The organism is Kitasatospora sp. NPDC001119 (assembly GCF_053598475.1).
In genome coordinates, this window is sequence record NZ_JBSFKI010000007.1 from 257,831 (window position 1) to 279,205 (window position 21,375).

The 21,375-nt window shown below is 70.5% G+C and carries 29 protein-coding genes; 21 read left to right on the plus strand and 8 right to left on the minus strand.

Going from position 1 to position 21,375, the window contains the following annotated elements; all coding sequences use genetic code 11:
* The first annotated feature begins 150 nt into the window (after nt 1–150).
* A complete protein-coding gene (locus tag ACWDD9_RS11705; RefSeq protein ID WP_117491689.1) occupies nt 151–2,049 on the plus strand; it encodes an ABC transporter ATP-binding protein in 1,899 nt (632 codons plus the stop codon).
* An 85-nt stretch (nt 2,050–2,134) separates the two neighbouring features.
* Here the strand turns inward: ACWDD9_RS11705 and lepA are convergent, their stop codons facing one another.
* A complete protein-coding gene (lepA, locus tag ACWDD9_RS11710; RefSeq protein ID WP_063780165.1) occupies nt 2,135–4,003 on the minus strand; it encodes a translation elongation factor 4 in 1,869 nt (622 codons plus the stop codon).
* Nucleotides 4,004–4,332: 329 nt separating this feature from the next.
* Between lepA and rpsT the strand changes: the two genes are divergently transcribed.
* Nucleotides 4,333–4,602, plus strand: a complete 270-nt coding sequence (rpsT, locus tag ACWDD9_RS11715) for a 30S ribosomal protein S20 (protein ID WP_030309778.1) — start codon at nt 4,333–4,335, stop codon at nt 4,600–4,602.
* 222 nt (nt 4,603–4,824) lie between these two features.
* Here the strand turns inward: rpsT and ACWDD9_RS11720 are convergent, their stop codons facing one another.
* Both ACWDD9_RS11720 and ACWDD9_RS11725 read right to left on the minus strand, forming a co-directional pair.
* Nucleotides 4,825–6,021 (minus strand): tyrosine-type recombinase/integrase, encoded by a 1,197-nt coding sequence (locus tag ACWDD9_RS11720; protein ID WP_449811467.1) that lies wholly within the window; start codon nt 6,019–6,021, stop codon nt 4,825–4,827.
* A complete protein-coding gene (locus ACWDD9_RS11725) occupies nt 6,014–6,598 on the minus strand; it encodes a hypothetical protein (protein ID WP_449811468.1) in 585 nt (194 codons plus the stop codon). The genes ACWDD9_RS11720 and ACWDD9_RS11725 overlap by 8 nt, the downstream gene beginning before the upstream one ends.
* A gap of 203 nt (nt 6,599–6,801) precedes the next feature.
* Here ACWDD9_RS11725 and ACWDD9_RS11730 point away from each other — a divergent pair, with 203 nt between their 5' ends.
* The 13 genes from ACWDD9_RS11730 (at nt 6,802) to ACWDD9_RS11790 (ending at nt 13,121) form a co-directional block, all read left to right on the plus strand.
* Nucleotides 6,802–7,023, plus strand: coding sequence for a helix-turn-helix domain-containing protein (locus ACWDD9_RS11730; RefSeq protein ID WP_449811469.1), 222 nt, complete (start codon nt 6,802–6,804; stop codon nt 7,021–7,023).
* Nucleotides 7,024–7,147: 124 nt separating this feature from the next.
* On the plus strand, nt 7,148–7,906 hold the full coding sequence (locus tag ACWDD9_RS11735; RefSeq protein ID WP_449811470.1) for a DUF6907 domain-containing protein: 759 nt from the start codon (nt 7,148–7,150) through the stop codon (nt 7,904–7,906).
* Nucleotides 7,906–8,082 (plus strand): hypothetical protein, encoded by a 177-nt coding sequence (locus tag ACWDD9_RS11740; RefSeq protein WP_449811471.1) that lies wholly within the window; start codon nt 7,906–7,908, stop codon nt 8,080–8,082. The genes ACWDD9_RS11735 and ACWDD9_RS11740 overlap by 1 nt, the downstream gene beginning before the upstream one ends.
* The gene (locus ACWDD9_RS11745) at nt 8,070–8,261 is read left to right on the plus strand and encodes a hypothetical protein (protein ID WP_449811472.1); all 192 of its coding nucleotides are present in this window, start codon (nt 8,070–8,072) and stop codon (nt 8,259–8,261) included. Before ACWDD9_RS11740 ends, ACWDD9_RS11745 begins: the two co-directional genes overlap by 13 nt.
* Nucleotides 8,262–8,269: 8 nt before the next feature.
* Nucleotides 8,270–9,817, plus strand: a complete 1,548-nt coding sequence (locus tag ACWDD9_RS11750) for an AAA family ATPase (RefSeq protein WP_449811473.1) — start codon at nt 8,270–8,272, stop codon at nt 9,815–9,817.
* Nucleotides 9,818–10,065: 248 nt separating this feature from the next.
* Nucleotides 10,066–10,272 (plus strand): hypothetical protein, encoded by a 207-nt coding sequence (locus ACWDD9_RS11755; protein ID WP_449811474.1) that lies wholly within the window; start codon nt 10,066–10,068, stop codon nt 10,270–10,272.
* An 86-nt stretch (nt 10,273–10,358) separates the two neighbouring features.
* A complete protein-coding gene (locus ACWDD9_RS11760; protein WP_449811475.1) occupies nt 10,359–10,829 on the plus strand; it encodes a hypothetical protein in 471 nt (156 codons plus the stop codon).
* A complete protein-coding gene (locus ACWDD9_RS11765; RefSeq protein ID WP_449811476.1) occupies nt 10,826–11,095 on the plus strand; it encodes a hypothetical protein in 270 nt (89 codons plus the stop codon). The genes ACWDD9_RS11760 and ACWDD9_RS11765 overlap by 4 nt, the downstream gene beginning before the upstream one ends.
* Nucleotides 11,085–11,468: a helix-turn-helix domain-containing protein gene (locus tag ACWDD9_RS11770; RefSeq protein WP_449811477.1), complete on the plus strand. Its 384-nt coding sequence runs from the start codon at nt 11,085–11,087 to the stop codon at nt 11,466–11,468. The genes ACWDD9_RS11765 and ACWDD9_RS11770 overlap by 11 nt, the downstream gene beginning before the upstream one ends.
* Nucleotides 11,465–11,701 (plus strand): hypothetical protein, encoded by a 237-nt coding sequence (locus ACWDD9_RS11775; RefSeq protein WP_449811478.1) that lies wholly within the window; start codon nt 11,465–11,467, stop codon nt 11,699–11,701. The genes ACWDD9_RS11770 and ACWDD9_RS11775 overlap by 4 nt, the downstream gene beginning before the upstream one ends.
* Complete coding sequence (locus ACWDD9_RS11780) at nt 11,698–12,258, plus strand: hypothetical protein (RefSeq protein ID WP_449811479.1); 561 nt, start codon at nt 11,698–11,700, stop codon at nt 12,256–12,258. Before ACWDD9_RS11775 ends, ACWDD9_RS11780 begins: the two co-directional genes overlap by 4 nt.
* Complete coding sequence (locus ACWDD9_RS11785) at nt 12,251–12,982, plus strand: hypothetical protein (protein ID WP_449811480.1); 732 nt, start codon at nt 12,251–12,253, stop codon at nt 12,980–12,982. Before ACWDD9_RS11780 ends, ACWDD9_RS11785 begins: the two co-directional genes overlap by 8 nt.
* Before the next feature lie 10 nt (nt 12,983–12,992).
* Nucleotides 12,993–13,121, plus strand: coding sequence for a hypothetical protein (locus ACWDD9_RS11790; protein WP_449811481.1), 129 nt, complete (start codon nt 12,993–12,995; stop codon nt 13,119–13,121).
* Nucleotides 13,122–13,179: 58 nt separating this feature from the next.
* Here the strand turns inward: ACWDD9_RS11790 and ACWDD9_RS11795 are convergent, their stop codons facing one another.
* Nucleotides 13,180–13,476: a hypothetical protein gene (locus ACWDD9_RS11795; protein ID WP_449811482.1), complete on the minus strand. Its 297-nt coding sequence runs from the start codon at nt 13,474–13,476 to the stop codon at nt 13,180–13,182.
* Between the two features lie 543 nt (nt 13,477–14,019).
* Between ACWDD9_RS11795 and ACWDD9_RS11800 the strand changes: the two genes are divergently transcribed.
* From ACWDD9_RS11800 to ACWDD9_RS11815, 4 genes are all read left to right on the plus strand, one after another.
* Entirely contained in the window at nt 14,020–14,238 is a 219-nt protein-coding gene (locus ACWDD9_RS11800) for a hypothetical protein (RefSeq protein WP_449811483.1), read from the plus strand.
* Between the two features lie 43 nt (nt 14,239–14,281).
* The gene (locus ACWDD9_RS11805; RefSeq protein WP_449811500.1) at nt 14,282–14,728 is read left to right on the plus strand and encodes a DUF6879 family protein; all 447 of its coding nucleotides are present in this window, start codon (nt 14,282–14,284) and stop codon (nt 14,726–14,728) included.
* Between the two features lie 7 nt (nt 14,729–14,735).
* Nucleotides 14,736–15,593, plus strand: a complete 858-nt coding sequence (locus ACWDD9_RS11810; RefSeq protein WP_449811484.1) for a DUF5753 domain-containing protein — start codon at nt 14,736–14,738, stop codon at nt 15,591–15,593.
* Nucleotides 15,594–15,879: 286 nt separating this feature from the next.
* A complete protein-coding gene (locus ACWDD9_RS11815) occupies nt 15,880–16,059 on the plus strand; it encodes a hypothetical protein (protein WP_449811485.1) in 180 nt (59 codons plus the stop codon).
* An 821-nt stretch (nt 16,060–16,880) separates the two neighbouring features.
* Here the strand turns inward: ACWDD9_RS11815 and ACWDD9_RS11820 are convergent.
* Both ACWDD9_RS11820 and ACWDD9_RS11825 read right to left on the minus strand, forming a co-directional pair.
* Nucleotides 16,881–17,099 carry a helix-turn-helix domain-containing protein gene (locus ACWDD9_RS11820; protein WP_449811501.1) on the minus strand — a complete coding sequence of 73 codons (219 nt, stop codon included), beginning with the start codon at nt 17,097–17,099 and terminating at the stop codon, nt 16,881–16,883.
* Between the two features lie 80 nt (nt 17,100–17,179).
* A complete protein-coding gene (locus ACWDD9_RS11825; protein WP_449811486.1) occupies nt 17,180–17,563 on the minus strand; it encodes a DUF6907 domain-containing protein in 384 nt (127 codons plus the stop codon).
* A 384-nt stretch (nt 17,564–17,947) separates the two neighbouring features.
* Between ACWDD9_RS11825 and ACWDD9_RS11830 the strand changes: the two genes are divergently transcribed.
* Nucleotides 17,948–18,802 (plus strand): hypothetical protein, encoded by an 855-nt coding sequence (locus ACWDD9_RS11830; RefSeq protein WP_449811487.1) that lies wholly within the window; start codon nt 17,948–17,950, stop codon nt 18,800–18,802.
* 25 nt (nt 18,803–18,827) lie between these two features.
* Here the strand turns inward: ACWDD9_RS11830 and holA are convergent, their stop codons facing one another.
* Complete coding sequence (gene holA / locus ACWDD9_RS11835; protein ID WP_074000721.1) at nt 18,828–19,826, minus strand: DNA polymerase III subunit delta; 999 nt, start codon at nt 19,824–19,826, stop codon at nt 18,828–18,830.
* 74 nt (nt 19,827–19,900) lie between these two features.
* Between holA and ACWDD9_RS11840 the strand changes: the two genes are divergently transcribed.
* Entirely contained in the window at nt 19,901–20,194 is a 294-nt protein-coding gene (locus tag ACWDD9_RS11840) for a hypothetical protein (protein ID WP_449811488.1), read from the plus strand.
* 18 nt (nt 20,195–20,212) lie between these two features.
* On the opposite strand, the gene ACWDD9_RS11845 is transcribed toward ACWDD9_RS11840, so the two are convergent.
* The gene (locus ACWDD9_RS11845; RefSeq protein WP_449811489.1) at nt 20,213–21,358 is read right to left on the minus strand and encodes an acyl-CoA dehydrogenase family protein; all 1,146 of its coding nucleotides are present in this window, start codon (nt 21,356–21,358) and stop codon (nt 20,213–20,215) included.
* Nucleotides 21,359–21,375 lie beyond the last annotated feature (17 nt).

Below are 21,375 nucleotides of genomic sequence, written 5' to 3' on the forward strand. Positions count from 1 at the left end.
CCCGCCCCGAGAGGCGCCGCTCCCGAGGACGCCCCGGTGGACGGCGCCCCGGCGAACGGCGCCCCGAAGGACGCCGCCAAGGACGCCGAACTGCCCAGCGACTCCCAGGCCGCCGCCGCCCGCCGCGGCCCGGCCGGCCCCGGCCGCTTCATGGGCGGCCAGGGCACCGAGAAGTCCATGGACTTCAAGGGCTCCGGCAAGCGCGTCCTCGGCCTGCTGCGCCCCGAACGCAACACCCTGATCGGCGTCCTGGTCCTCGGCGTGCTCGGCATCGGCTGCGCCGTCATCGGCCCCAAGATCCTCGGCGACGCCACCGACCTGATCTTCGCCGGTGTCGTCGGCGCCCGCTTCCAGACCGGCATGTCCAAGGACCAGGTCATCGACGGGCTGCGCGCCCACGGCGAGGGCGGCGTCGCCGACCTGCTCTCCGCCGTCCACTTCACCCCCGGCCAGGGCATGGACTTCGGCGCCATCGGCACCGTCCTGCTCTGGGTGCTCGGCATCTACCTCGCCTCCGCCGTCTTCGGCATCTTCCAGGGCCGGCTCGCCACCCGGGCCATCCAGGCCGCGAGCTACCGGCTGCGCCAGGACGTCGAGGCCAAGCTCGCCCGGCTGCCGCTCAGCTACTTCGACAAGCAGCCGCGCGGCGAAGTGCTCAGCCGGGTCACCAACGACATCGACAACATCGGCCAGTCCATGCAGCAGACCATGGGACAGGTCGTCAACTCGCTGCTCACCGTGGTCGGCGTGCTCGCGATGATGTTCTGGATCTCCCCGCTGCTCGCCGTGATCGCCCTGGTCTCGGTGCCCGTCTCGGTCGTCGTCGCCACCAGGGTCGGCAAGCGGGCCCAGCCGCAGTTCGTCCAGCAGTGGAAGTCCACCGGCCAACTGAACGCCCACATCGAGGAGATGTACACCGGCCACACCCTGGTCAAGGTGTTCGGGCGCCAGCACGAGTCCGCGGAGACCTTCCGCGAGCACAACGAGGCGCTCTACCACGCCAGCTTCAAGGCCCAGTTCATCTCCGGCATCATCCAGCCCGCGATGATGCTGATCGGCAACCTCCAGTACGTGCTGGTCGCCGTCGTCGGCGGTCTGCGGGTCGCCAGCGGCGCGCTGTCCATCGGTGACGTCCAGGCGTTCATCCAGTACTCGCGGCAGTTCAGCCAGCCGCTCACCCAGGTCGCCAGCATGGCCAACCTGGTGCAGTCCGGCGTCGCCTCCGCCGAGCGCGTCTTCGAACTGCTGGACGCCCCCGAGCAGAGCGCCGAACCGGCCATGCCGGAACGGCCCGACGTGGTGCGCGGCCGGGTCGCCTTCCAGGACGTGTCCTTCCGCTACGACCCCGAGAAGCCGCTCATCGACGACCTCTCGCTCAAGGTCGAGCCCGGCCAGACCGTCGCCATCGTCGGCCCCACCGGCGCCGGCAAGACCACCCTGGTCAACCTGCTGATGCGGTTCTACGAGGTCAGCTCCGGACGGATCACCCTCGACGGCGTGGACATCGCCGCGATGTCCCGCGAGGAACTGCGCTCCGGCATCGGCATGGTGCTCCAGGACACCTGGCTGTTCGGCGGCAGCATCGCCGACAACATCGCCTACGGCGCCGAGTCGGCCACCCGCGACCAGGTCGTCGAGGCCGCCAGGGCCGCCCACGTCGACCGCTTCGTGCGCACCCTGCCGGACGGCTACGACACCGTCATCGACGACGAGGGCACCAACGTCAGCGCCGGCGAGAAGCAGCTGATCACCATCGCCCGGGCGTTCCTCGCCCAGCCGTCCATCCTGGTCCTGGACGAGGCGACCAGCTCCGTCGACACCCGCACCGAGGTGCTGATCCAGCGGGCCATGGCCCGGCTGCGCACCGGCCGCACCAGCTTCGTCATCGCCCACCGGCTCTCCACCATCCGGGACGCCGACGTGATCCTGGTGATGGAGAACGGCTCGATCGTCGAACAGGGCTCGCACGACCACCTGATCGCCGCCGACGGCGCCTACGCCCGGCTCTACCAGGCGCAGTTCGCCGAGGCCGTGGCCGAGGTGGACTGACGCTCCCCCGAAGACCGTCGGAGAACGCGGGAAGGGCCCGGGCTGATGCCCGGGCCCTTCCCGCGTCTCCGAACGCCTGCCGCCGTTACTTCTTCTCCTTCGGCGCCTCGGCGTCGGTGGACAGCGCGGCGATGAAGGCCTCCTGCGGGACCTCCACGCGGCCGACCATCTTCATCCGCTTCTTGCCTTCCTTCTGCTTCTCCAGCAGCTTCCGCTTACGGGAGATGTCACCGCCGTAGCACTTGGCGAGGACGTCCTTGCGGATCGCGCGGACCGTCTCGCGGGCGATCACCCGGGAGCCGATGGCCGCCTGGATCGGCACCTCGAACTGCTGGCGGGGGATGAGCTTCTGGAGCTTGCCCGCCATCATCACGCCGTAGCCGTAGGCCTTGTCCTTGTGGACGATCGCGGAGAAGGCGTCCACCGCGTCGCCGTGCAGCAGGATGTCGACCTTCACCAGCTGGGCGGACTGCTCGCCGATGGGCTCGTAGTCCAGCGAGGCGTAGCCGCGGGTCTTGGACTTCAGCTGGTCGAAGAAGTCGAAGACGATCTCCGCGAGCGGCAGGGTGTAGCGCAGCTCGACCCGGTCCTCGGACAGGTAGTCCATGCCCTGGAGGTTGCCGCGGCGGGACTGGCAGAGCTCCATGATCGCGCCGACGAACTCGTTGGGCGCGAGGATGGTGCCGCGCACCACCGGCTCGAACACCTCGGCGATCTTGCCGGTGGGGAACTCGCTCGGGTTGGTGACGGTGTGCTCGGTGCCGTCCTCCATGACCACCCGGTAGACCACGTTCGGGGCGGTGGAGATCAGGTCGAGGTTGAACTCGCGCTCCAGGCGCTCCCGGATGATCTCCAGGTGCAGCAGGCCGAGGAAGCCGCAGCGGTAGCCGAAGCCGAGCGCGACCGAGGTCTCCGGCTCGTACACCAGCGCGGCGTCGTTGAGCCGCAGCTTGTCGAGGGCGTCGCGCAGCAGCGGGTAGTCCGAGCCGTCCAGCGGGTAGAGGCCGGAGAACACCATCGGGCGCGGGTCCTTGTAGCCGCCCAGCGCCTCGGTGGCGCCCTTGTGCATCGAGGTGATCGTGTCACCGACCTTGGACTGCCGGACGTCCTTCACACCGGTGATGATGTAGCCCACCTCGCCGACGCCGAGGCCGTCGGCGACCTTCGGCTCGGGCGAGATGACGCCGATCTCCAGCAGCTCGTGGGTCGCGCCGGTGGACATCATCGAGATCCGCTCGCGCTTGGTGAGCTGCCCGTCCACCACACGGACGTAGGTGACCACGCCGCGGTAGGAGTCGTACACCGAGTCGAAGATCATCGCGCGGGCCGGGGCGTCCTTGACGCCGACCGGGGCCGGGACGGTGTTGACGATGTGGTCCAGCAGGTCCTCGACGCCCAGGCCGGTCTTGGCGCTGACCTGGAGCACGTCGGAGGGGTCGCAGCCGATGATGTGGGCGATCTCGGCCGCGTACTTCTCCGGCTGGGCGGCCGGCAGGTCGATCTTGTTGAGGACCGGGACGATCGTGAGGTCGTTCTCCAGCGCCAGGTACAGGTTGGCGAGGGTCTGCGCCTCGATGCCCTGGGCCGCGTCGACCACCAGGATGGTGCCCTCGCACGCGGCGAGGGAGCGGGACACCTCGTACGTGAAGTCCACGTGGCCGGGGGTGTCGATCATGTTGAGGATGTGCGTCGTCCCGGCGTTCGGACCGGTCTTCGGCGCCCACGGAAGGCGGACCGCCTGCGACTTGATGGTGATGCCGCGCTCACGCTCGATGTCCATGCGGTCGAGGTACTGGGCACGCATCTGCCGGGGGTCGACGACGCCGGTGATCTGCAGCATCCGGTCTGCGAGCGTCGACTTGCCGTGGTCGATGTGGGCGATGATGCAGAAGTTGCGGATCAGCGCCGGGTCGGTACGGCTGGGCTCTGGCACATTGCTGGGGGTCGCGGGCACCTTGGTCCGATTCTCCGTTGGTCCGGGGCCGGGGGTGTCCGGGTCATCGCTGACCGGTTTCCCGGGGACCGGACGGGCTCGTCCGATCGAAATAGTCCCTGCCATCTTCCCACGACCGCGGGGCGGGCCGCCGTTCGGGCACCCAGGGCCGTCCGGGGCCGCCCTCGCGAGCGGTCGGGGCGGCCCTCGCGGGCGCCCGGGTTTGGGGCGGGCAGCGGGCCCCTGGTAGCGTGGGCTGCTGCACCCGGCCTCGGCATGCCCTCTCAGCTGGTCCGACGGCCACCGGGTGCGAACCCGTTCAAATCCTTAGACAAGACTGAGGCTCCTTCGTGGCGAACATCAAGTCCCAGATCAAGCGCAACAAGACCAACGAGAAGGCGCGCCTGCGCAACAAGGCCGTCAAGTCCTCGCTGAAGACCGCTCTGCGCAAGGCCCGTGAGGCCGCTGCCGCCGGCGAGACCGAGAAGGCCACCGAGCTGGCCCGCGCCGCCTCCAAGGCGCTGGACAAGGCCGTGAGCAAGGGCGTCATCCACGCCAACCAGGCCGCCAACAAGAAGTCGGCCATCACCAAGCGCGTCAACACCGCCGTCCAGGCCTGACGCCCCGGGGTCTTCGACCCCCACCGCTTCGGAGCGACCCGGCCCTCTACCCGGCCCCCCGAGGCGCGCAAGACTCGCACCGCACGCGGCCTGCGTTCGCCACGCGGGTGCGGTGCACATAGCTTGACCAGAAGTGCCAGCTCATAGGCCTTCTTCTACTGCCCGTCCGGTACACACCGGGCGGGCAGTACGCATTTTGTACACATGGCTCCGGCCGCCCTCCTACGCGGCGAGCGCAGTCCTGGCCGCCAGTGCGGATGCGCGGCCCGCGTCGAGGGCGTTCGCCACCTCGTCGAGGCGGTCCGGGAACAGGTGCCCGTACACGTCGAGGGTCATCGCCGCCGACTTGTGGCCAAGCATCTGCTGCACTACCTTCACGTCCGCGCCAGCCGCGATAGCGAGCGAGGCCGCGGTGTGCCGGAGCTTGTGCGGGGTGAGGCCGAGGCCCTCAAGGCCGGCCGCCTTCACCGCCGGGTCGAAGACGGTCGACCGGAACTCCCAGTAGCCCATCGCCTCACCACCCCGGCCGGTGAACAGAAGCGCTTCACGCCCCTTGCCCTTGAGCGCGTCCCGCAGGTCCGCGACCAGCGAGCCGAGCAGGGGCACGGACCGCTTCTCGTGGTTCTTCACGTCCTTGAGCAGCAGTCCGCCGCCGCGCTTGCGCGTGTAGGCCTGTACGATCCGCAGCCGCCGCGTGGATGCCTGCACCCGGCCGGCCTTGAGCGCCGAGACCTCGCCCCACCGGATTCCGCAGTAGGCCAGCACCAGCAGCAGCAGCGCGTACTCCCCCGCGGCGGCGGCCAGCGCCTCGACCTGGTCGTGCGTGAGGTAGACGTGATCGTCGTCGTCCTCGTCCTGCGGCAACTCGTGGTCGACGGCCGGACTGACCGCTATCTTCCCCGTCTTCACGGCGTACTTGAGCACCATGCCGAAGACCAGGTGGATCTTCGCGATCCGGGCCGGTGACAGCGGCTTGCCGCGCTTGCCGGGCGTATTGCACAGCTCGGTCAGCCACTCGGAGACGTTCTCCCACTGGATCGACGCGACCGGCCACGTCCCCCACTTCGGCAGGACGTACAGGTCGAGCAGCTCGCGGTAGTCATCCTTGGTCCGCTCGCCGGGCCGGCGGAGCGCCCCGAACCACGCGGTGGTCACATCGCAGAACAGGGTCTTGCCCTGCTTCGGGTCGCGGTAGGTGCCCTTGTCGAGCCGCCCCAGGGTGTCCTGCTGGTGCTTCTCCGCGGCCGGGAGCGTGCCGAACGTCTTCGCCTTCGGGTCGCCGTTCGGGTCGTACCACCGGACCCGCCACCGTCCGGGCGCGGCCCGTTTGCTGCCGGCCTTCTTCGCCACCCGCCACCGCTCCACCGCGGTGATGTAGTCCTTCTGGCTACTGCGGTCCTCGATCCAGACCCTAGCCATTGCCCTCCCTCTCACGCGCCACACGGCGCTCCTTGTGAGCCTTCTCCAGTTCGGCGTGGCGGGCCTCGATCCGATTGAACTCGTTGGTGAGCCGGGCCACGGTCTCTCGCGCCAGCTCCAGGCGGCGCGCAAACTCATCGTCGATGCCGACCGTGTCTGACGCGACGTTGGCCAGCTCCAGCAGGCGGTACACGTCTTCCCGAAGGGCATCGACCGTGCGCCCGGCCGGAGCCTGCCGCAGGTGCCGCTGCACGGCTGGCACGCTCAGTCGCTCATAGTCCTCCTGCCGCTGCGGGTCTCGCGGCTCCCACAGCTCGGGAAGGGTTGCCTCCCCGGACGCCCACTTCCAAGCGTCATCCGCTTTGGCCGCCACCTCATCCGTCAGGTGCACCGTGGTCCTGCTATCGCTCTCCGCGGGCATGAGCAGGGCCACCGGACCGACATTGAGAGCGAGGGCAAGGGCCACTAGGTCATCGGCATCAACGCGCCGCACATGCTTCTCAATCTTGGTGATGCCACTTGGAGGAATCGGCCGGGCTTGAGCAGCCAGCGCCTCGGAGAGCTGGCCAGTGGACATCCCACGCTCGGCCCTCAGCCGGGCAAGGTTGGCTGCTACCCGCTCCCCAGTGGGCCCCAACGCCTGAGCCCTGCTCTGCGCCCTGCCCGCCTTCGCTTCACCCTCTGCCATATTCGCAGTTTTACATGCCTACTTGGCAGCGTCAAGAAAGCCAAGTACAGTCCGAGTCATCGCAGAGAGCGCTGCGAAGATCGGAGAGATCAATGCCGACTAGGCAGAAATGTGCGCCGGATCCCGATGAGTGGCTCACGCCCCGCGAGGCCGGGGCGCTGGCGAAGTTGACCCCACAGACCATGTCCAACCTGCGCTGGCGGGGTGAGGGGCCGACTTACACCAAGCTGTCGCCCGGCCGCGGCGGCCGGATCCGCTACCGCCGCCGGGACGTCGAGCAGTGGCTCGCGGGCAAGACCGCCACCGCCGCCTGAAACGCGAGTGGCCCCACCTGGATTGCCGTCCAGATAGGGCCCGAAGCGCCCAACCATCCATCCCTGAACAGCCAAACGGCGGCGCGGGCCGTGAACCCGTTGCGCCGCCGCTGAGGAGCTTCCCATGCACCGTACCGCCCGCCGCGGCGTGATCGCCACCAGCACCACCCGCCAGAGTGACGACCTGATGGCGCTCGTAGACGCCACCAGCCGCCGCCCGCAGATGGCCGCCACCACCCGCCCCGAGCCCCCGGCCACCACCGAGCTGGCACCGATCACCAAGCTCATCCCCACCCTCCGGGACGGCCTGGCCCCCATCGACCTCGGCGAGCCCGTCAACGGTGTCCGCGAGGTCCACTTCGACCCGCGCCACTTCGACTACGACACGGTCAACTCCATGCTCAGGGCGACCGGCATCACCCCCGCGCCGGCCATCGACCGCGTGCACCAGGCCGCCGCTGACCGGGCCCGCGCCATCATCACCGCCGAACTCGCCGCGCACCCGCAGTGCCCCACCGTGGATGTCGCGGTCTGGGGAAACATGACCCTGACCGTCCCCGAGCCGGCATGGTGCACCCGCGGACACGAGACGGATGGCCGCGGCGAACACCCCGAGGACATCACCCACTCCAGCACCGAGACCGACGTCACGGTCACGCGCCCCGACGGCGCGGCCGAGACCCTGCTGTCCGGCTGGATCGCCAGCAACCCGTACGCGTCCGTCGACTCCGAGCCGCGCGCGGCCATCTCCTTCTCCACCGGGGACTGCGCGGACTACGACGTGCCCGGCCTCGCCAAGCTGGCCGCCGAACTGCGGGCCGCCGCCGAGTGGGTCAACGGCCTGAGCGCCCAGCTGGCCGCCGCGCAGAGCGAGGTCTGCTGATGCGCCGATCCCACGTCGCACGCCCGACCGAGAACGCCGCCGTGGCGCGCACCTGCACCCCGCAGCCGAGCGCCCCGACGGTAGTCCTCGCCGGCCGTCTCGCCGCAGCCGGGTACACCCACGACCGGCACGGACATGCCCTGCTGACCTGTCTGATCAAGCGGTGTGGCCAGTGACCCTCAGCACCAAGTCCGAGGCCCCCGCCATCGCGGCGGGGGCCCTCGGGCCGTCCCTTTACGGACTCACCAACATCGAGCAGGACGCCGAGATCACCCGTCTCGTTGAACAGGGCTGGCAGCGCTGGGAGATCCGTCGACGCTTCCCCAATCTCAGCATCACCGGGGAGGGCGAATGACCGACACCATGGATTCCCGAACCGGCCTCGAACTGGCCGTCGTCGGCACCGCCATGCTCTCCCCCGACCAGTACAAGCCGCTCGCCGAGATCGTCAACGCCGACGCGTTCGCGCACTTCCCCGCGCGGGCCGTGTGGGAACTCCTCGCGAAGCGCATCCCCGAAGGCCTGCCCGTCGACTACGCCTCCCTTGACGCCGCCCTCGGCCCCACCGAGACGACGCGCATCGGCGGGCCCGGCGTGTTCGCCCGGATCGGCGAGCACAGCCTCCCCGTTGCGGACTGGCAGGCCGAGAAGCTCCGCGAAATGGCCCTCCGGGAGCACGCCCGCGTCGAGCTGGTGCGGGCCCTCGAACGCCTCAACAACGACGAAGACGTGCACGCCGCGATCGAGGCCGCCAACCAGCGGACCGTCCGGCTCATGGAGCGTGCCGCAGCGTCCGGCGTAGTGCCGCCGCAGTCCCGCCGGATCGTCCTCACCCCAGCCTCGGCACTGCGGGCCCGGCCCGTCCACTGGCTGTGGGACACCACCCCCGAGGGAGCGCCCCCGACCAGCCACGGCCGCATCCCCCTGTACAGCCTCGCACTGGCCGCCGGCGGGCCCGGCCTCGGCAAGTCCCAGTGGGCCGTGTGGATGGCCGCCAGGATCACGACCGGCACTCTTCCCGGCCAGCTGTACGGCCGCCCCCGGGCCGTCATCTACGCAGCCACGGAAGACTCTTGGACGCGCACGATCCTGCCGCGGCTCATCGCCGCCGAGGCGGACCTCGACCTCATCTTTCGCATCGACGTGCAGGACGACGGACGGGCATCAGCACGGCTGACCCTGCCCGTGGACACCGGGCGTCTCGGCGAAGCCGCCGAGGCTCACGGCGTGGCCCTGCTCGTTGCTGACCCCCTCCTGTCGATGATCGACAGCAGCGTCAACGACTACCGGGCCGCCGAGGTCCGCGAAGCCCTCGAACCACTCGTCGCCGCAGCCGAACGCCACGGCTTCACCATCATCGGCCTCGCCCACTTCACCAAGGCCGGCGGTTCCGACGTGCTGTCCCGCGTGGCCGGCTCCGGCGCGTTCGGACAGCTCATCCGCTCCCTGATCGCGTTCGCACAGCAGGACGGCGACCAGGGCGACACCGAGTTCATCATGTCGCTGGAGAAGAACAACCTCGGCCGGCTCGGCCTTCCGTCGCACAACTACGTCATCCAGCCGTTCACCGTGGCCACGGACGAGGGCCCGTCGTACGTCTCACGGTTCGTCCTCGGCGGCGAGTCCACCACCAGCGTGCGGGACGCCCTCCGTGCCGCCGACAGCCCGACCGGCACAGACCGTGTCGAACTCTCCGAGGCCGCCGCGTGGCTGCGGGACTACCTCGAAGACCCCCAGCGCGGCGGCGAAGCCCCGCCCAAGGAGATCGAGCAGGCAGCCCGCGCCGCCGGGGTGAGTCAGAACGCCCTCAGATCCGCGAAGAACAGGCTGAAGATCCGAAGCGTGAAGCCCGGTGGGGTTTTCAACGCTCAGTGGGTGTGGCGTCTGCCTCAGGCCAGCACCGAACCGTAGCCCCTCTCCCTATACGCACCCCGCGCCTTCCACATCTTCTTTCTGACCTGCATGAATAACCCCTCATCTTCTCCCTCATCTTCGCCTCACCTTCCACATCTTCGACAGGCGAAGGTGGGGAAGGCGGGGGAGAAGGCGCGGAGAAGATGAGCCCCCATAACCGCAGGTCAGGCAGAAGATGTTGAAGATGCGGGTGTACGTAGCACGTACAGGCCCGGCAACTCCGGGCCCCGTCTTCAGGAGCCTCCGTGTCCGCCTCCGACGACCGCGTTGCCGCTCTCATCGCCCAAGCCGCCCAACGACGAGCCGCGGCCGCAGCCCGCCGCGTCCGCTACCAACGGGCCCGCGAACACGGCCTCGCAGCCCGCCACCACCTCAAGCTCGCCCGACTCAACCAGCAGCCCACCAAGCCCCCGGCAGACACCACCGAACCGGAACCCCCCGCCGCCGCCTGACCACCCAGCCGTTGCCGCCCAAGCAACAACCCGAACCGCCGCGCGCGGGCCCAGTCCAAGCCTTACGCGCGAGAGGAGATCAACCCATGCCCGCCCCACTCCCCGACCAGCAGCGCGAAACCGTCCTCGACCTCGCACGCGCCGGCCACTCCCGTAACGAAGTCGCACGCCTCTCCGGCGTCTCCCCCGCCTCCGTCACACGGATCTGCTCGACGGCCGGCGTCAGCTTCGACCGCACCGCCACCGCCGCCGCGGTCGAGGCCCGCGTCATCGACATGAAGCAAGCCCGCGGCCTGCTCGCCTCCGGACTGCTCGATGACGTCGCCGCGGCCCGTCACCGACTCCACCGCGCCGGCGAAGCAAGGGAGTTCCTCGACCTCGCCCGCGCCGTTGCCGCCCTCACCAACGCCCACGTCCGCATCATCAGCGTGGACGGCACCGACCAGAACACCGAGGAAGCCCGCTCCATGCTCGGCAACCTCATGGCCGGCCTCGCGCAGGTCTGGAACGACCAGCAGGACGTCCAGCAGCAGCCCGACGAAGGGACACCCCAGTGACCGCCCGAACCTGCGTCGAGCGGCGCGTGTGGGCCCTGCTCGCCACCGTCGCCGACGACCGCACCGACGACATCGACAGCCTGCTCGACGACCTCACCCCAACCCAACTCGGGGACGTCGTAACCGCTCTGGCCAGCCTCGCCCTCGGTGCTCTCATGCCACCCGGTGCCGACCACCAGCACCCCGGCAACCGCGCCCACATCGCCAACGCCCTGCGCGCCGACCTGCTCCAGTGGACGGCCGAGCGGCCCGCCGATGGCCAGTGACGAACTGCTCCTGCCGGACGGCACGGTGCTGATCCCGCCGGACGTAGCGCGGGAGTTGCTGCGACCCCTGGTGGTCGGCCTCGCGGCCCGCTGCCGTGCCGACGGCACCAACCTCAGCCCGCGCACTGTCCGCCTGCTGCACGCGCTCCACAACTCCGCCGAACACCAACCCAGTTCCGCCCCCGGAACCCCCGAGGACCGGCCTGCCAGTGTGGAACTGACCGCACCGGAGGCCGCGGAACTCCTGGCCTGTAGCCCCGAGTACGTGCGGCGCCTGGCCAGGGCCGGCCGGATCGTTGGCCGCCGCGCCGGCCCTGCCTGGCTCATCGACTCCGCGTCCCTCGACGCCTACCGCCACGGAGTAGTCACATGACCGACCCCCTCAGCCGCGCGGACCGGCTCGCCGCCCGCACCCGCGACGTCGAACGCGCCGCGGCTGGCCTCGACGACCCCGAGGCCACCCCCGACACCCTGCGCGAGGCCGCCAGGCTCCGCGCCGAAGCACGTGAGACGGCCCGCGCCGAAGCCCGCGCCACCAGCGAGCGGAACGAGGCTGCCGTCCACGCCCTCATCCAGTCCCGCCGAGAAGCACGGAGCACCCAATGACCGACCAGACCCCCGACCAGATCACCGCCGCCGCCGACCAGGAAGTCACGGAGGCTGAGCAGCTGCTGGCCGCCCTCGAAGACCAGGTGCGGGACGGCGACGACACCGTGACCCCCTCGCAGGTCGAGGAAGCCCGCGGCCTGCACCGGTTCGCCCAGCTCCGCCGAGAGGCAGCCCAGCGCAAGGCCGAGGCCGCTCGCAAGGCCGAGACCAACACGGAGGCCGCGCGGCGCCGGGACGCCTTCCTCGCCTCTGTTGCCGACTGCACCCCCGAGGCGATCGAGACCGCGGCCAAGCACGCCGAGGACGCCCTGTTCGAGCTGCTGACGCTGGTCGGCCGGCGCAACGCAGCTATCCAGGCGGCCGTGCCCCAGCTCGCGGCTCGCCTCTGCCACGACTCCGATCTCAACGTCAGCGCGAGCTACGAGTACTTGACCATCACCATCGACGGAACGGTGTACCACCCGCTCGGCGGGAAGAACATCGCCGACCAGGCACAGAACAGGGCCGCCAACCGGCACATGCACGCCGAGCAGGAAGGCCAGAGCCGTGCCTGATCTGCCGCTCGACTTCCTCGACGAGTTCCGCCAGCTCAAGGACCAGGTACGCCAACTCGCGGGCCGCGCGCAGATGCGGCCCGCAATGGATCAGGTGCTCTCGGGGTCCGTGGTCGTCGGCGAGGGCGGCACGTTCAAGGTCAACAGCCCTGCCGGACCTCAGTTCTACGTCGGGGGCATCAGTCCGCTGAACCCCGACGGCAGCCCCCAGCGCGGTCTACTCGCGTACCGGCAGAACGGCACCATCGCGATCGAGATCGCCAATCAGACCGCGAACGCTGCCGATCCTCAGTGCGTGGTGGTCCGGGACGCCCGCGGCGGCACTCTCTTCGCCGAGGACGTCGTCTCGGGCGGCCTGGCCGTGCCGTACCTGCCCGTCGGCTTCTCGCGGGCCCGCTACACCGACTGGCCGACAAGCGTCGCCGGATCGTTCGAGGACGTGCACCGGTCCACGATCGTCAAGCAGCAGCCCTACATGTACGTCAGCATCGGGCACACCAGCGACGACCCCGCGACGACGGGCGAGGTGCGGGTGACCGTGAACGGGACGGCCATCGGATCGCCGGTCTCCGTCGGCTTCGTTATCCAGGGCACGACCGTCGGCCCGTTCCCGGTCCCGGGTGCCATCCGCTCACAGGTCGAGGTCCGGGTACAGGCCCGGCGGACGGCCGGCACCGGCAACATTCGCTGCGAAGTGCTCGCGGCGTCCGGCATCGGGTCCTGAGGAGAAGACCATGACCATGACCACGCCCACCCCGGCCGTGCCTCCGGGCTCGGCCGACATCGTGCTCCCCCTGCCGCTGTCCGAACAGCACACGGAACCCACCGAGCCGCCGGACGACACCACCCCGACCGCCAGCTGATGCCCCGCGGCCCAAGCGCCCGACCGCCACACCAGCGGCCGGGCGCTTCGCTGTTAGGTCAGCCGACCTTCGTCCACATCTGGCAACCCTGCGACTTGAATACGGCATCGGACTTCTTGATCGTCACAACACCCTGTCCGGTCAGCGCCTCGTTGGCAATGATCGAACCCACGTCCCCACTGCTCCCGTTGCTGCGCTCCCAGTAGCAGATGCCGATACTGCCGCTCGGTCCGGCCGTCTTGTACGTGCCGGGCTGGACATCAGCGCCCACCAGGTAGGTGCCGCTGCCGGCTATCGTCCCGTTGGCCCCCGCCGCAGGCGCACTGGTCGGATCCACCGTAGCGGTCACAGTCACGGTGACAGTCGGAGCGGGGAGTGCGGGCGCCGTGACCGTCGCGACTACGGTCCTGGTGACGGTCGGCTGCACGGATGGCGAGGCCGTTGAAGCGATCGTGCTTGAACCAGTGCTGCACGCTGTTGCGGTCCCGAGCAGGACGGCGAAGGCGAGAGCGAGGCGTATGCGCATGTGAGTCCCCGGTGAGAAGCATGTGAAAGCGGGACCATATCGCTCGTGGGCGCGGGGCCGGTGGCCTGTGGCCGAGCCGTGATGTGCCATCGTCACCGGTTGCCACCCACCCACCAACCAGCCCTGGCCAACAGACAGTTCTACCAGCCGAGGCCTGGTGCGAGGGGTGGAGAAGGGCGGTTATGAAATCACGCTCGATTTCACACCTGCATGGTGCCGAGGACCACGCAGATCCGGCGAAACTGCCCGGACTGGTCCAACACGCTGAGGTCATGGCCGACTCCAGCAAGTTTGAGCAAGTCTGTTGTGCCACGACTCTCCATCAAGAAAGCATGGGCACATCGCTAGTCCGGCATCCCGCAGGAGGTCATCATGGCACTGCACAAGCTCGGCAAGGACCCGGAGTCGCCCAATGGCGGCAGTCCGACGATCTACTACGACGACGTGGCGGATTCCTATCTCGTGCAGGGCTTGCGGGTGGAAGACGCCGACCGCCTGAGCCAGATGGACATTCCCGCACACGAAACGGTCACCGAGATTCCCAAGCGCATGGTCCAGTTCTTCCCGGAGGTTCGCGGTGCCGACGTTTGAGCAGCTGTTCGCGGCTGCCCAGCACTCCGCCGTGCACCTAGAGATGCGCGATGGCTACATGCGGGATGACCCCGTGTTCACTGCGTGGCAGGCCGGCCGTGTCGAACTCGATGGCGACGCCGAGGCCGGCTGGCGGGCGCTCGTTGCGCAGGCCGTCGCGCGTGGTGTCACGGTACGCCGGGCTCGGGTGGTTTCCGAACCGCTGAGCGACTACGTCCGCTTCGAACACGACATCACCGCACAGCACAACGCTGCGGCTGGCGAACAAGTCCGTTGGCTTCCAAGGAGGCAGGCAACGGCGCTGGCGCTGCCCGGCAACGACTTCTGGCTGTTCGACGGACACCGGCTGCTGGTCAACCACTTTTCAGGGGACGGCGATTGGACCGATTCGGAGGCCGTCACCGATCCCAGTGTCGTCGAGCTGTGCCTCGCCGCCTTCGAAGCCGTTTGGAGTCGGGCTGTGCCCCACGCGGAGTACCGACCGACCTGACTGATCAATGACTTCGTCTCCCCATTCCAGCACACAGGAAGCGCGCCAAGCGCTCGGCCGACGCCTGCGCGACGTCCGCAAGGACGCCGGGCTGACGGCGCGCGCGTTGGCTGCGTTGGCAGGGTGGCACGAGTCGAAGGTCAGCAAGATCGAGCATGGGCGCCAACCGCCGTCCGATGCAGACGTACGGGCGTGGACGCTCCACTGTGACGCCGCCGACCAGGCCGCCGATCTCATTGCCGTCGCGCGCGGCATCGAGGGGGCCTACGTCGAGTGGCGTCGCATGGAGCGTTCCGGCCTGCGGCACGCCCAGGAATCCGTCCTGCCGTTGTGGGAACGCACCCGCCGCTTCCGGATCTACTCACCATCGCTGGTCCCCGGGCCGGTCCAGACCGGCGGCTACATCCGAGCGGTGCTTACCGCGATCCGCGACCGCCGCGGCCTGATCGACGACCTCGAAGGCGCCGTCCAAGTCCGACTCGACAAACAGGAACGGGCACTACACGGCCTCGGGGACCGGCGTTTCGCCGTACTCCTGGAGGAAAGCACTCTGCGGTACCGGATCGGCGACATAGCGACGATGGCCGGCCAACTCGGCCATCTGCTCGCAGTGGCCTCGCTCCCGTCGGTCAGCCTCGGGATCATCCCGGAGCACACGGACCGCAGTCCCCTTTGGCCCGTCGAAGGATTCTTCCTGTTCGACGACGATGTGGTGAACGTCGAGCTGATCTCCGCGCACCTGACGATCACGCAACCACACGAGATCGGCATGTACGCCGAGGTCTTCGCCGACCTCGCCGATCTCGCGGTGTATGGGGCGCACGCGCGTTCGCTGATCACAGCAGCCATTGCTGCTCTCGGGTGACTGCGAGCAAGTTCTCGCACACTCGTTGAGGCCTGTTCTGTCGTCTCTCTACCGTGCTGGTCATGGCTGACCACCTGGTCGCCTTGCTGCCGGGTGGGTATCCCTCGGCGGCCGGGCTCACTGACGACCAACTGCATGGGGTCACCTGCCGCTGCTGCGACAGGCCCGCGACCGCCGGCGCACCCCTCACCAGGGCAGGCCATGTCTGTACGTCCACCGGTCCGGGGCGGGCGCCCCTCGGCTGGCCCGTTGTGGCGCACCCGGACTGCCAGCCCGAGGAGACCTGATGGACCCCGACACCGACGCCGGCATCCCGGTGTACGAGACGATCGACCCGGAGCGGCTGGCGGCCATCGAGGCGTCGTTCGCCGAGCTCGGCGCTCACGCCCACGGCCGGCCGCTCCATCCCCGAGATGAGCCAGGCCGCCTGAATCGTGCTGCGGGTGTCGTACGGAGCGCGTCGTGAGCGACCGTATTCCGCCGGCCGCGCAGGGTCGGTGGCACGAACAGCGCAGCCGCGGCACGCGGCGCCCGCGTCGGGCACCGTGGTGTCCCGTGGTGCGGCCGCCTCGACCACCGAGCTGGCTGCCGATGCCGGGCTACCTCGACCAGAGGCAGGACCCGCCGCAGCAGTGACTGCCTGGCCGGCCGGACGGCGGTCCGGCTGGCCAGGCCCACAAGACCGAACGCAAGGACCGTAGTGGGCCACGGCAGGGGTCTCCACACTGTGGACCCCCTTCCGGTGACCTCGACACGATCGAGGGCGTCCACGGCGGTGGACGCCCTTCCCGCCCGGCAGACGGTTGGCCGGTGGGGTCGGCGTGACCGACCCCACCCGAGGGATACGCGATCAGCGCGTCCCCCTCCTGGTCGCTTTGCGGCTCCCCACAAAGCGACCGCTCAGGGTTCCATCGGGAGCCGTGACGGAACCAGTGATCACTTTCGCGGCGCCGCGAAGATCACCAGTGCCAAGGGTGTGCCGACAGCGCACCCCCTTCTTCGCGGCGCCACGAAGAAGGTCAGCTTCGACCGTTAGGTCCCCGAGGGCCCCAACGGACACGGGCCCTTCCGGGACCTCTGTAAGGGACAGCCTGTCCCTCACAATCGTGAGAGGGACAGGCTGTCCCCCTGTGTCTCGGCAACCATTTCCGTCTGAGCAACGGTCGAGATCTTCCCGAACCTGGGGAAAGGCGGGTCAGGCCGCCTTAACCGGTGCGACCTGCGTTGCGTTCCTGGCAACACAGGCCGGACCGGTCTAAGCAGCAGGTGACCGGAATGGAGTTCCGCTCACCAGAGCAGCGGAGCCGAGGACGACCGGCCGGCATCGAAACGCCGGTAGTACCGGGAAGCGGTCGACTGACTCACCCCGCACCGGGCTGCCGCCGACCGCGTGCTCAGCCCCCGCTCCCACGCCCTGCGGAGCGCACCCAGCGTGCCCCGACGGACCGCCCGTTGAGCCTGACTCGGCCCTGACTCGACCAGCTCCGGCCCGCCCTGCGGCGGCATCTCGGTCCGCCACGTGAAGGGGCCGGCCAGCGCGGCGCCGATGAGGTCCGCCACGCTGACCCCACCCCCAGGACCGCGGTTCACAGGATGCCCTCGGTACTCCGGAGTTCAGCCGCGAGGTCACGGAGCCGTCCAGCGTGGACGACCAGCTGAGCGGCAAGCATCCGGAGCCCGTCAGGGTCGAGGCGGTGCCAACCGGTGCCGAGCAGGACCGCCACCTTCACCCCGCGGTCGTCGGGGTCGCTGCTGTACGGGTACTGGCACAGGCCGGCGTCGAGCAGCTGCACCGGTCCGAGCGGCACGTCCGCGGTGAGCGCAGTCTCGGGGCCTTCGTGGGCGAGGTCGACCAGGTCGAGGCCGTCCTGGTGGGCGCCGAGGCACCAGGGCGGGCAGGGCACCGTTACCGGCCCCTGGTCGGAGGTGTGCACGGTGACCGTGCGGAAGTGAGTAGGGTCATACGTCAAGGTCGGACTCCCTGCCTGTAGGGGTCCGGCTCAGGCGCCGCCCGGTGGTCGCACACCAGGCGGCGCCGCCTCGGTCGCAGTACACATCCAGTACACATGAGGCCGAGATGAGCCGGGATAACGCGGGACAACGCGGTATTGCGTTTCCCCAGGTCAACCGGCCTATGAGACTGTTTCCGCTGGTCAGCAAAATGCCTCGAACACACGCGGCCTGCGTTCGCCACGCGGGTGCGGTGCACAGAAGCAGTGCGACAGGCGTCGCAGCCGGCCTCTCCCCGAGGCCGCTGCGGCGCCTGTCGCGTTCCGCGGCCCGGCGGCTATCGTCGGTCGGGTCCGACCGGGGTGCGGGGAGCACCTCGGCGCCAGGTCCAGGGGGGAACTTCCATGACGACGCCACCGCCGCCGCAGCCACCGAACGGGCCGGGATACGGCTTCCCGCAGTCACCGAACGGACCGGGGTACGGCTTCCAGCAGCAGCCGGGCGGGGGCGCGCAGCCCGTACCGGGCGCTCCCGGCCCCGCGGGCGCCGGCGGCTTCGGACCGCCGCCGGGGCTGCCCGCCGCCCCCGGCCTGCCCGCCGCCCCCGCCCCCGCCCCAGGGCGGAGCGGGAACCTGCGGCGCAACGCCGTCTGGGCGTTCGTCGGCGCGGTGACCGTCTCGATCGGCTGGGCCGCCGCCGTGACGGCCGTCCCCGGCCTGGTCAGCAGCGACTCCTCGCCGCGCGACCTGCGCGGCTACCACCTCTCCGACGACTTCTGCGCCACCGGGAAGCCCACGAAGCTCCTGCAGACCTACTCCGTCTCGGACACCTCCAAGCCGACCCACCACACCGACCGGCACCCGGCGCTGGACAGCATGAACTGCTCGATGTCGCTCAAGCGCACCGGCGGCACCAGCGACAGCGAGTCCGCCACCCTCTACATGCGCGTCGACCTGCACAAGGCGGTCAACCCGGCGCCCGAGCTGGAGGCCAACAAGGAGCTCTACCGGGCCCGCGGCTACCAGGTCACCGACATCGCGGGGCTCGGCGAGGAGGCGTACTTCCTGTACAAGGACGACGGCTCGGACCAGTACCACAGCGTCTACGCCGAACTGGACATCCGCGACGGCGGGATGACGTACTACGTCACCTACTCGGCCGGCTACACCGAGGGCAAGGGCAAGCCGCCGACCAAGGAGGAGCTGCGCACCGCCCTCCAGTCCGACGGGCAGGACACCGTGCGGGCCATGAAGAAGTAGCGCCGGGGCCCGCGGCGCCGGGCCGTCAGTAGGCGGGCCGGGAACCGGCCCGGGAGGCCCGGGCGACGGCGACCACCGCGCGCTCCAGGGCGTACGCCGGGTCGTCCGAGCCGCCCTTGACGGCGGCGTCGGCCTGGGCGATCGCGGTCAGCGCGGTGGCCACCCCGTCGCCCGTCCAGCCGCGCATCTGCTGGCGGACCCGGTCGACCTTCCACGGCGGCATGCCCAGCTCGCGGGCCAGGTCGCCCGGGCGCATGTTCCGCCCGGCGCTCGCCAGCCGGCCGATGCTGCGCACGCCGGAGGCCAGCGCGTAGGTGATGCCGGTCGGCGGCTGGCCGACGGCCAGCGCCCAGCGCAGCCGCTCCAGCGCCTCCGCGGCCCGGCCGGTGACCGCCAGGTCGGCGACCTCGAAGCCGGTCGCCTCGGCCCGGCCGCTGTAGTAGCGGGCCACCACCGTCTCGTCGATCGTGCCCTCGACGTCCGAGGTCAGCTGGTTGCAGGCGGCCGCCAGCTCGCGCAGGTCGCTGCCGAGCGCGTCCAGCAGCGCCTGGCAGGCCTCCGGGGTCGCGGAGCGGCCCAGGGTGCGGAACTCGCCCTTGACGAAGGCCAGCCGCTCGCTCGCCTTGGCCAGCTTGGGGCAGGCCACCTCGCGCCCGCCGGCCTTGCGCCCGGCGTCCAGCAGGCCCTTGCCCTTGGCGCCGCCGGCGTGCACCAGCACCACGATCACTTCTTCGGCCGGGGCCTCGATGTACGCCTTGACCTCCTTCACGGAGTCGGCGGAGAGGTCCTGCGCGGCCCGGACCACGATCACCTTGCGCTCGGCGAACAGCGACGGCGTGGTCAGCTCGGCCAGGCTGCCGGGCTGCAGGCCGCCGGGCGGCAGGTCCCGTACGTCGGTGTCCGGGTCCGCCGCCTTCGCCGCCGCCACCACCTGGGCGACCGCGCGGTCCAGCAGCAGCTCCTCCTGGCCGACCGCGAGGGTCAGCGGGGCGAGCAGGTCGTCGGGTGCACTCTTCCTGGCCATCGCCTACCAGCATCCCACGGGCCGCGGACACTCCCGCCCGACGGAGCGGGCGGCCCGACCTGGACAATGTCCGGGTGAGCGAGAACCACACCACCGACCTCCCGGCCATCGACGACCCGTACGCCCGGCAGCTGCTCGTCCTGCCCGACCGCGACACCGCCGAGGAGGCCGCCGAGGAGCTCGGCGCCGCCCAGCCCGACCTCGGCGAGCTCGAAGTCGTCCGCGACGCGCTCGCGGGCGAGGACGACGCCGAGGACGCCCAGTGGCTGGTCGTGGCCGAGGCCCCGGAGAGCGGCTGGACCCCGGCGCTGCTGCACGCCCTCGACCGCCTCGCGGCCGGCTACGAGGGCTGGCGCGAGGAGGCGTGACGGCCTGAGGGCCCCTGATCAGAGGTGCGGGGACTCGGGCGCGCCCCCGAGCCGCAGCTCGCCGACACCGTCCAGGACCTTCTCCGCCGAGGCGACGTGGCGGCCCGCCGTGACGACGTCGCGCAGGCAGCGGTCGAGCGGGGTGCGCTCGGTGTAGACCGCGGCCGATCCCACGGCGTCGTACAGGAGTTGGACCGCCTCCCGGCAGGCCCGGTGGGCGAACCGGCGGGCCAGCGCCGCCGTGCCGCGCTCCGGCGCCAGGCCCTCCGCCTGGGCCGCCCAGGCCTGCTCCAGCGTGCGGTACACGTAGGCGTCCGCCGCGCCGATCAGCGACTCGGCGTGCGCGAGGTCGGCCCGGACCCCCGGGTAGGGCAGCGCGGAGCGCCGGGCGGACAGCAGCTCCCGGGCGCCGGCCAGCGCGGCCCGGCCGATCCCCAGCGGCACGCCCGCCATCTTGAGGGCGAGGTTGTCGGCGCGCAGGTGGAGCGGCTCCGCCCGGGTGCCGGACGGCGCCAGGGCGAAGGTGTGCCGCTCCGGGACGAACAGGTCGGCGACCTCGATGTCGTGCGAGCCGGTGCCGCGCAGCCCGGTGGTGTGCCAGGTGTCGAGCACCCGGACCTGCGCGGCGTCCAGCACGGCGACCCTCGGGGTGCCCTCCGGGGTCAGGAACCCGGCCAGCACCCGGTCGGCGTGGGTGATCCCGCTGGCGTGGGTCCAGCGGCCGGTCAGCAGGTGGCCGCCGCCGTGCCGGACCGACCGCCCGACCGGCGGCAGCACCGTCGCGGTGATCAGGTCCGGGTCCGGGAACAGCTCGGCGAAGACGTCCTCGGGCAGCGAGACCACGGCCAGCGAGGCGTTCAGCGCGACGGACGCGCACCAGGCGACCGAGGCGTCGCCCTCGGCCAGCAGGTCGATCGCCCGGGTGGTCTCCGGCACGGTCAGCTCGACCCCGCCCAGCCGCGGCGGCAGGGCGGCCCGCAGCAGCCCGGTGGCCTTCAGGCCCGCCAGGACGTCACCGGGGATCCGGCCCAGCCGTTCGGTCTCCGGCGCGGTGGCCGGCAGGCCGGCGGCGTAGCTCCGTACCCGGTCCAGGACCGAGGCGGCGGTGCGGGCCGTCCCGGTGCGGGGCGTACCGGTCCGGGGCGGCAGTTCGAGGGTGGTCATCCGGTCCTCCTGGTTCG

Bases quoted from the DNA above. Each gene is read 5' to 3' on its own strand.
- ACWDD9_RS11800 (WP_449811483.1), top strand. From the start codon at position 14,020: ATGGCACTGCACAAGCTCGGCAAGGACCCGGAGTCGCCCAATGGCGGC.
- ACWDD9_RS11725 (WP_449811468.1), bottom strand. From the start codon at position 6,598: ATGTCCACTGGCCAGCTCTCCGAGGCGCTGGCTGCTCAAGCCCGGCCG.
- ACWDD9_RS11730 (WP_449811469.1), top strand. From the start codon at position 6,802: ATGCCGACTAGGCAGAAATGTGCGCCGGATCCCGATGAGTGGCTCACG.
- ACWDD9_RS11845 (WP_449811489.1), bottom strand. From the start codon at position 21,358: ATGACCACCCTCGAACTGCCGCCCCGGACCGGTACGCCCCGCACCGGG.
- ACWDD9_RS11775 (WP_449811478.1), top strand. From the start codon at position 11,465: ATGACCGACCCCCTCAGCCGCGCGGACCGGCTCGCCGCCCGCACCCGC.
- ACWDD9_RS11810 (WP_449811484.1), top strand. From the start codon at position 14,736: ATGACTTCGTCTCCCCATTCCAGCACACAGGAAGCGCGCCAAGCGCTC.
- ACWDD9_RS11760 (WP_449811475.1), top strand. From the start codon at position 10,359: ATGCCCGCCCCACTCCCCGACCAGCAGCGCGAAACCGTCCTCGACCTC.
- ACWDD9_RS11705 (WP_117491689.1), top strand. From the start codon at position 151: ATGGGCGGCCAGGGCACCGAGAAGTCCATGGACTTCAAGGGCTCCGGC.
- ACWDD9_RS11750 (WP_449811473.1), top strand. From the start codon at position 8,270: ATGGATTCCCGAACCGGCCTCGAACTGGCCGTCGTCGGCACCGCCATG.
- ACWDD9_RS11720 (WP_449811467.1), bottom strand. From the start codon at position 6,021: ATGGCTAGGGTCTGGATCGAGGACCGCAGTAGCCAGAAGGACTACATC.
- holA (WP_074000721.1), bottom strand. From the start codon at position 19,826: ATGGCCAGGAAGAGTGCACCCGACGACCTGCTCGCCCCGCTGACCCTC.
- ACWDD9_RS11770 (WP_449811477.1), top strand. From the start codon at position 11,085: ATGGCCAGTGACGAACTGCTCCTGCCGGACGGCACGGTGCTGATCCCG.
- ACWDD9_RS11815 (WP_449811485.1), top strand. From the start codon at position 15,880: ATGGACCCCGACACCGACGCCGGCATCCCGGTGTACGAGACGATCGAC.
- ACWDD9_RS11820 (WP_449811501.1), bottom strand. From the start codon at position 17,099: ATGCCGCCGCAGGGCGGGCCGGAGCTGGTCGAGTCAGGGCCGAGTCAG.
- ACWDD9_RS11735 (WP_449811470.1), top strand. From the start codon at position 7,148: ATGCACCGTACCGCCCGCCGCGGCGTGATCGCCACCAGCACCACCCGC.
- ACWDD9_RS11805 (WP_449811500.1), top strand. From the start codon at position 14,282: ATGCGCGATGGCTACATGCGGGATGACCCCGTGTTCACTGCGTGGCAG.
- ACWDD9_RS11740 (WP_449811471.1), top strand. From the start codon at position 7,906: ATGCGCCGATCCCACGTCGCACGCCCGACCGAGAACGCCGCCGTGGCG.
- ACWDD9_RS11790 (WP_449811481.1), top strand. From the start codon at position 12,993: ATGACCATGACCACGCCCACCCCGGCCGTGCCTCCGGGCTCGGCCGAC.
- ACWDD9_RS11830 (WP_449811487.1), top strand. From the start codon at position 17,948: ATGACGACGCCACCGCCGCCGCAGCCACCGAACGGGCCGGGATACGGC.
- ACWDD9_RS11780 (WP_449811479.1), top strand. From the start codon at position 11,698: ATGACCGACCAGACCCCCGACCAGATCACCGCCGCCGCCGACCAGGAA.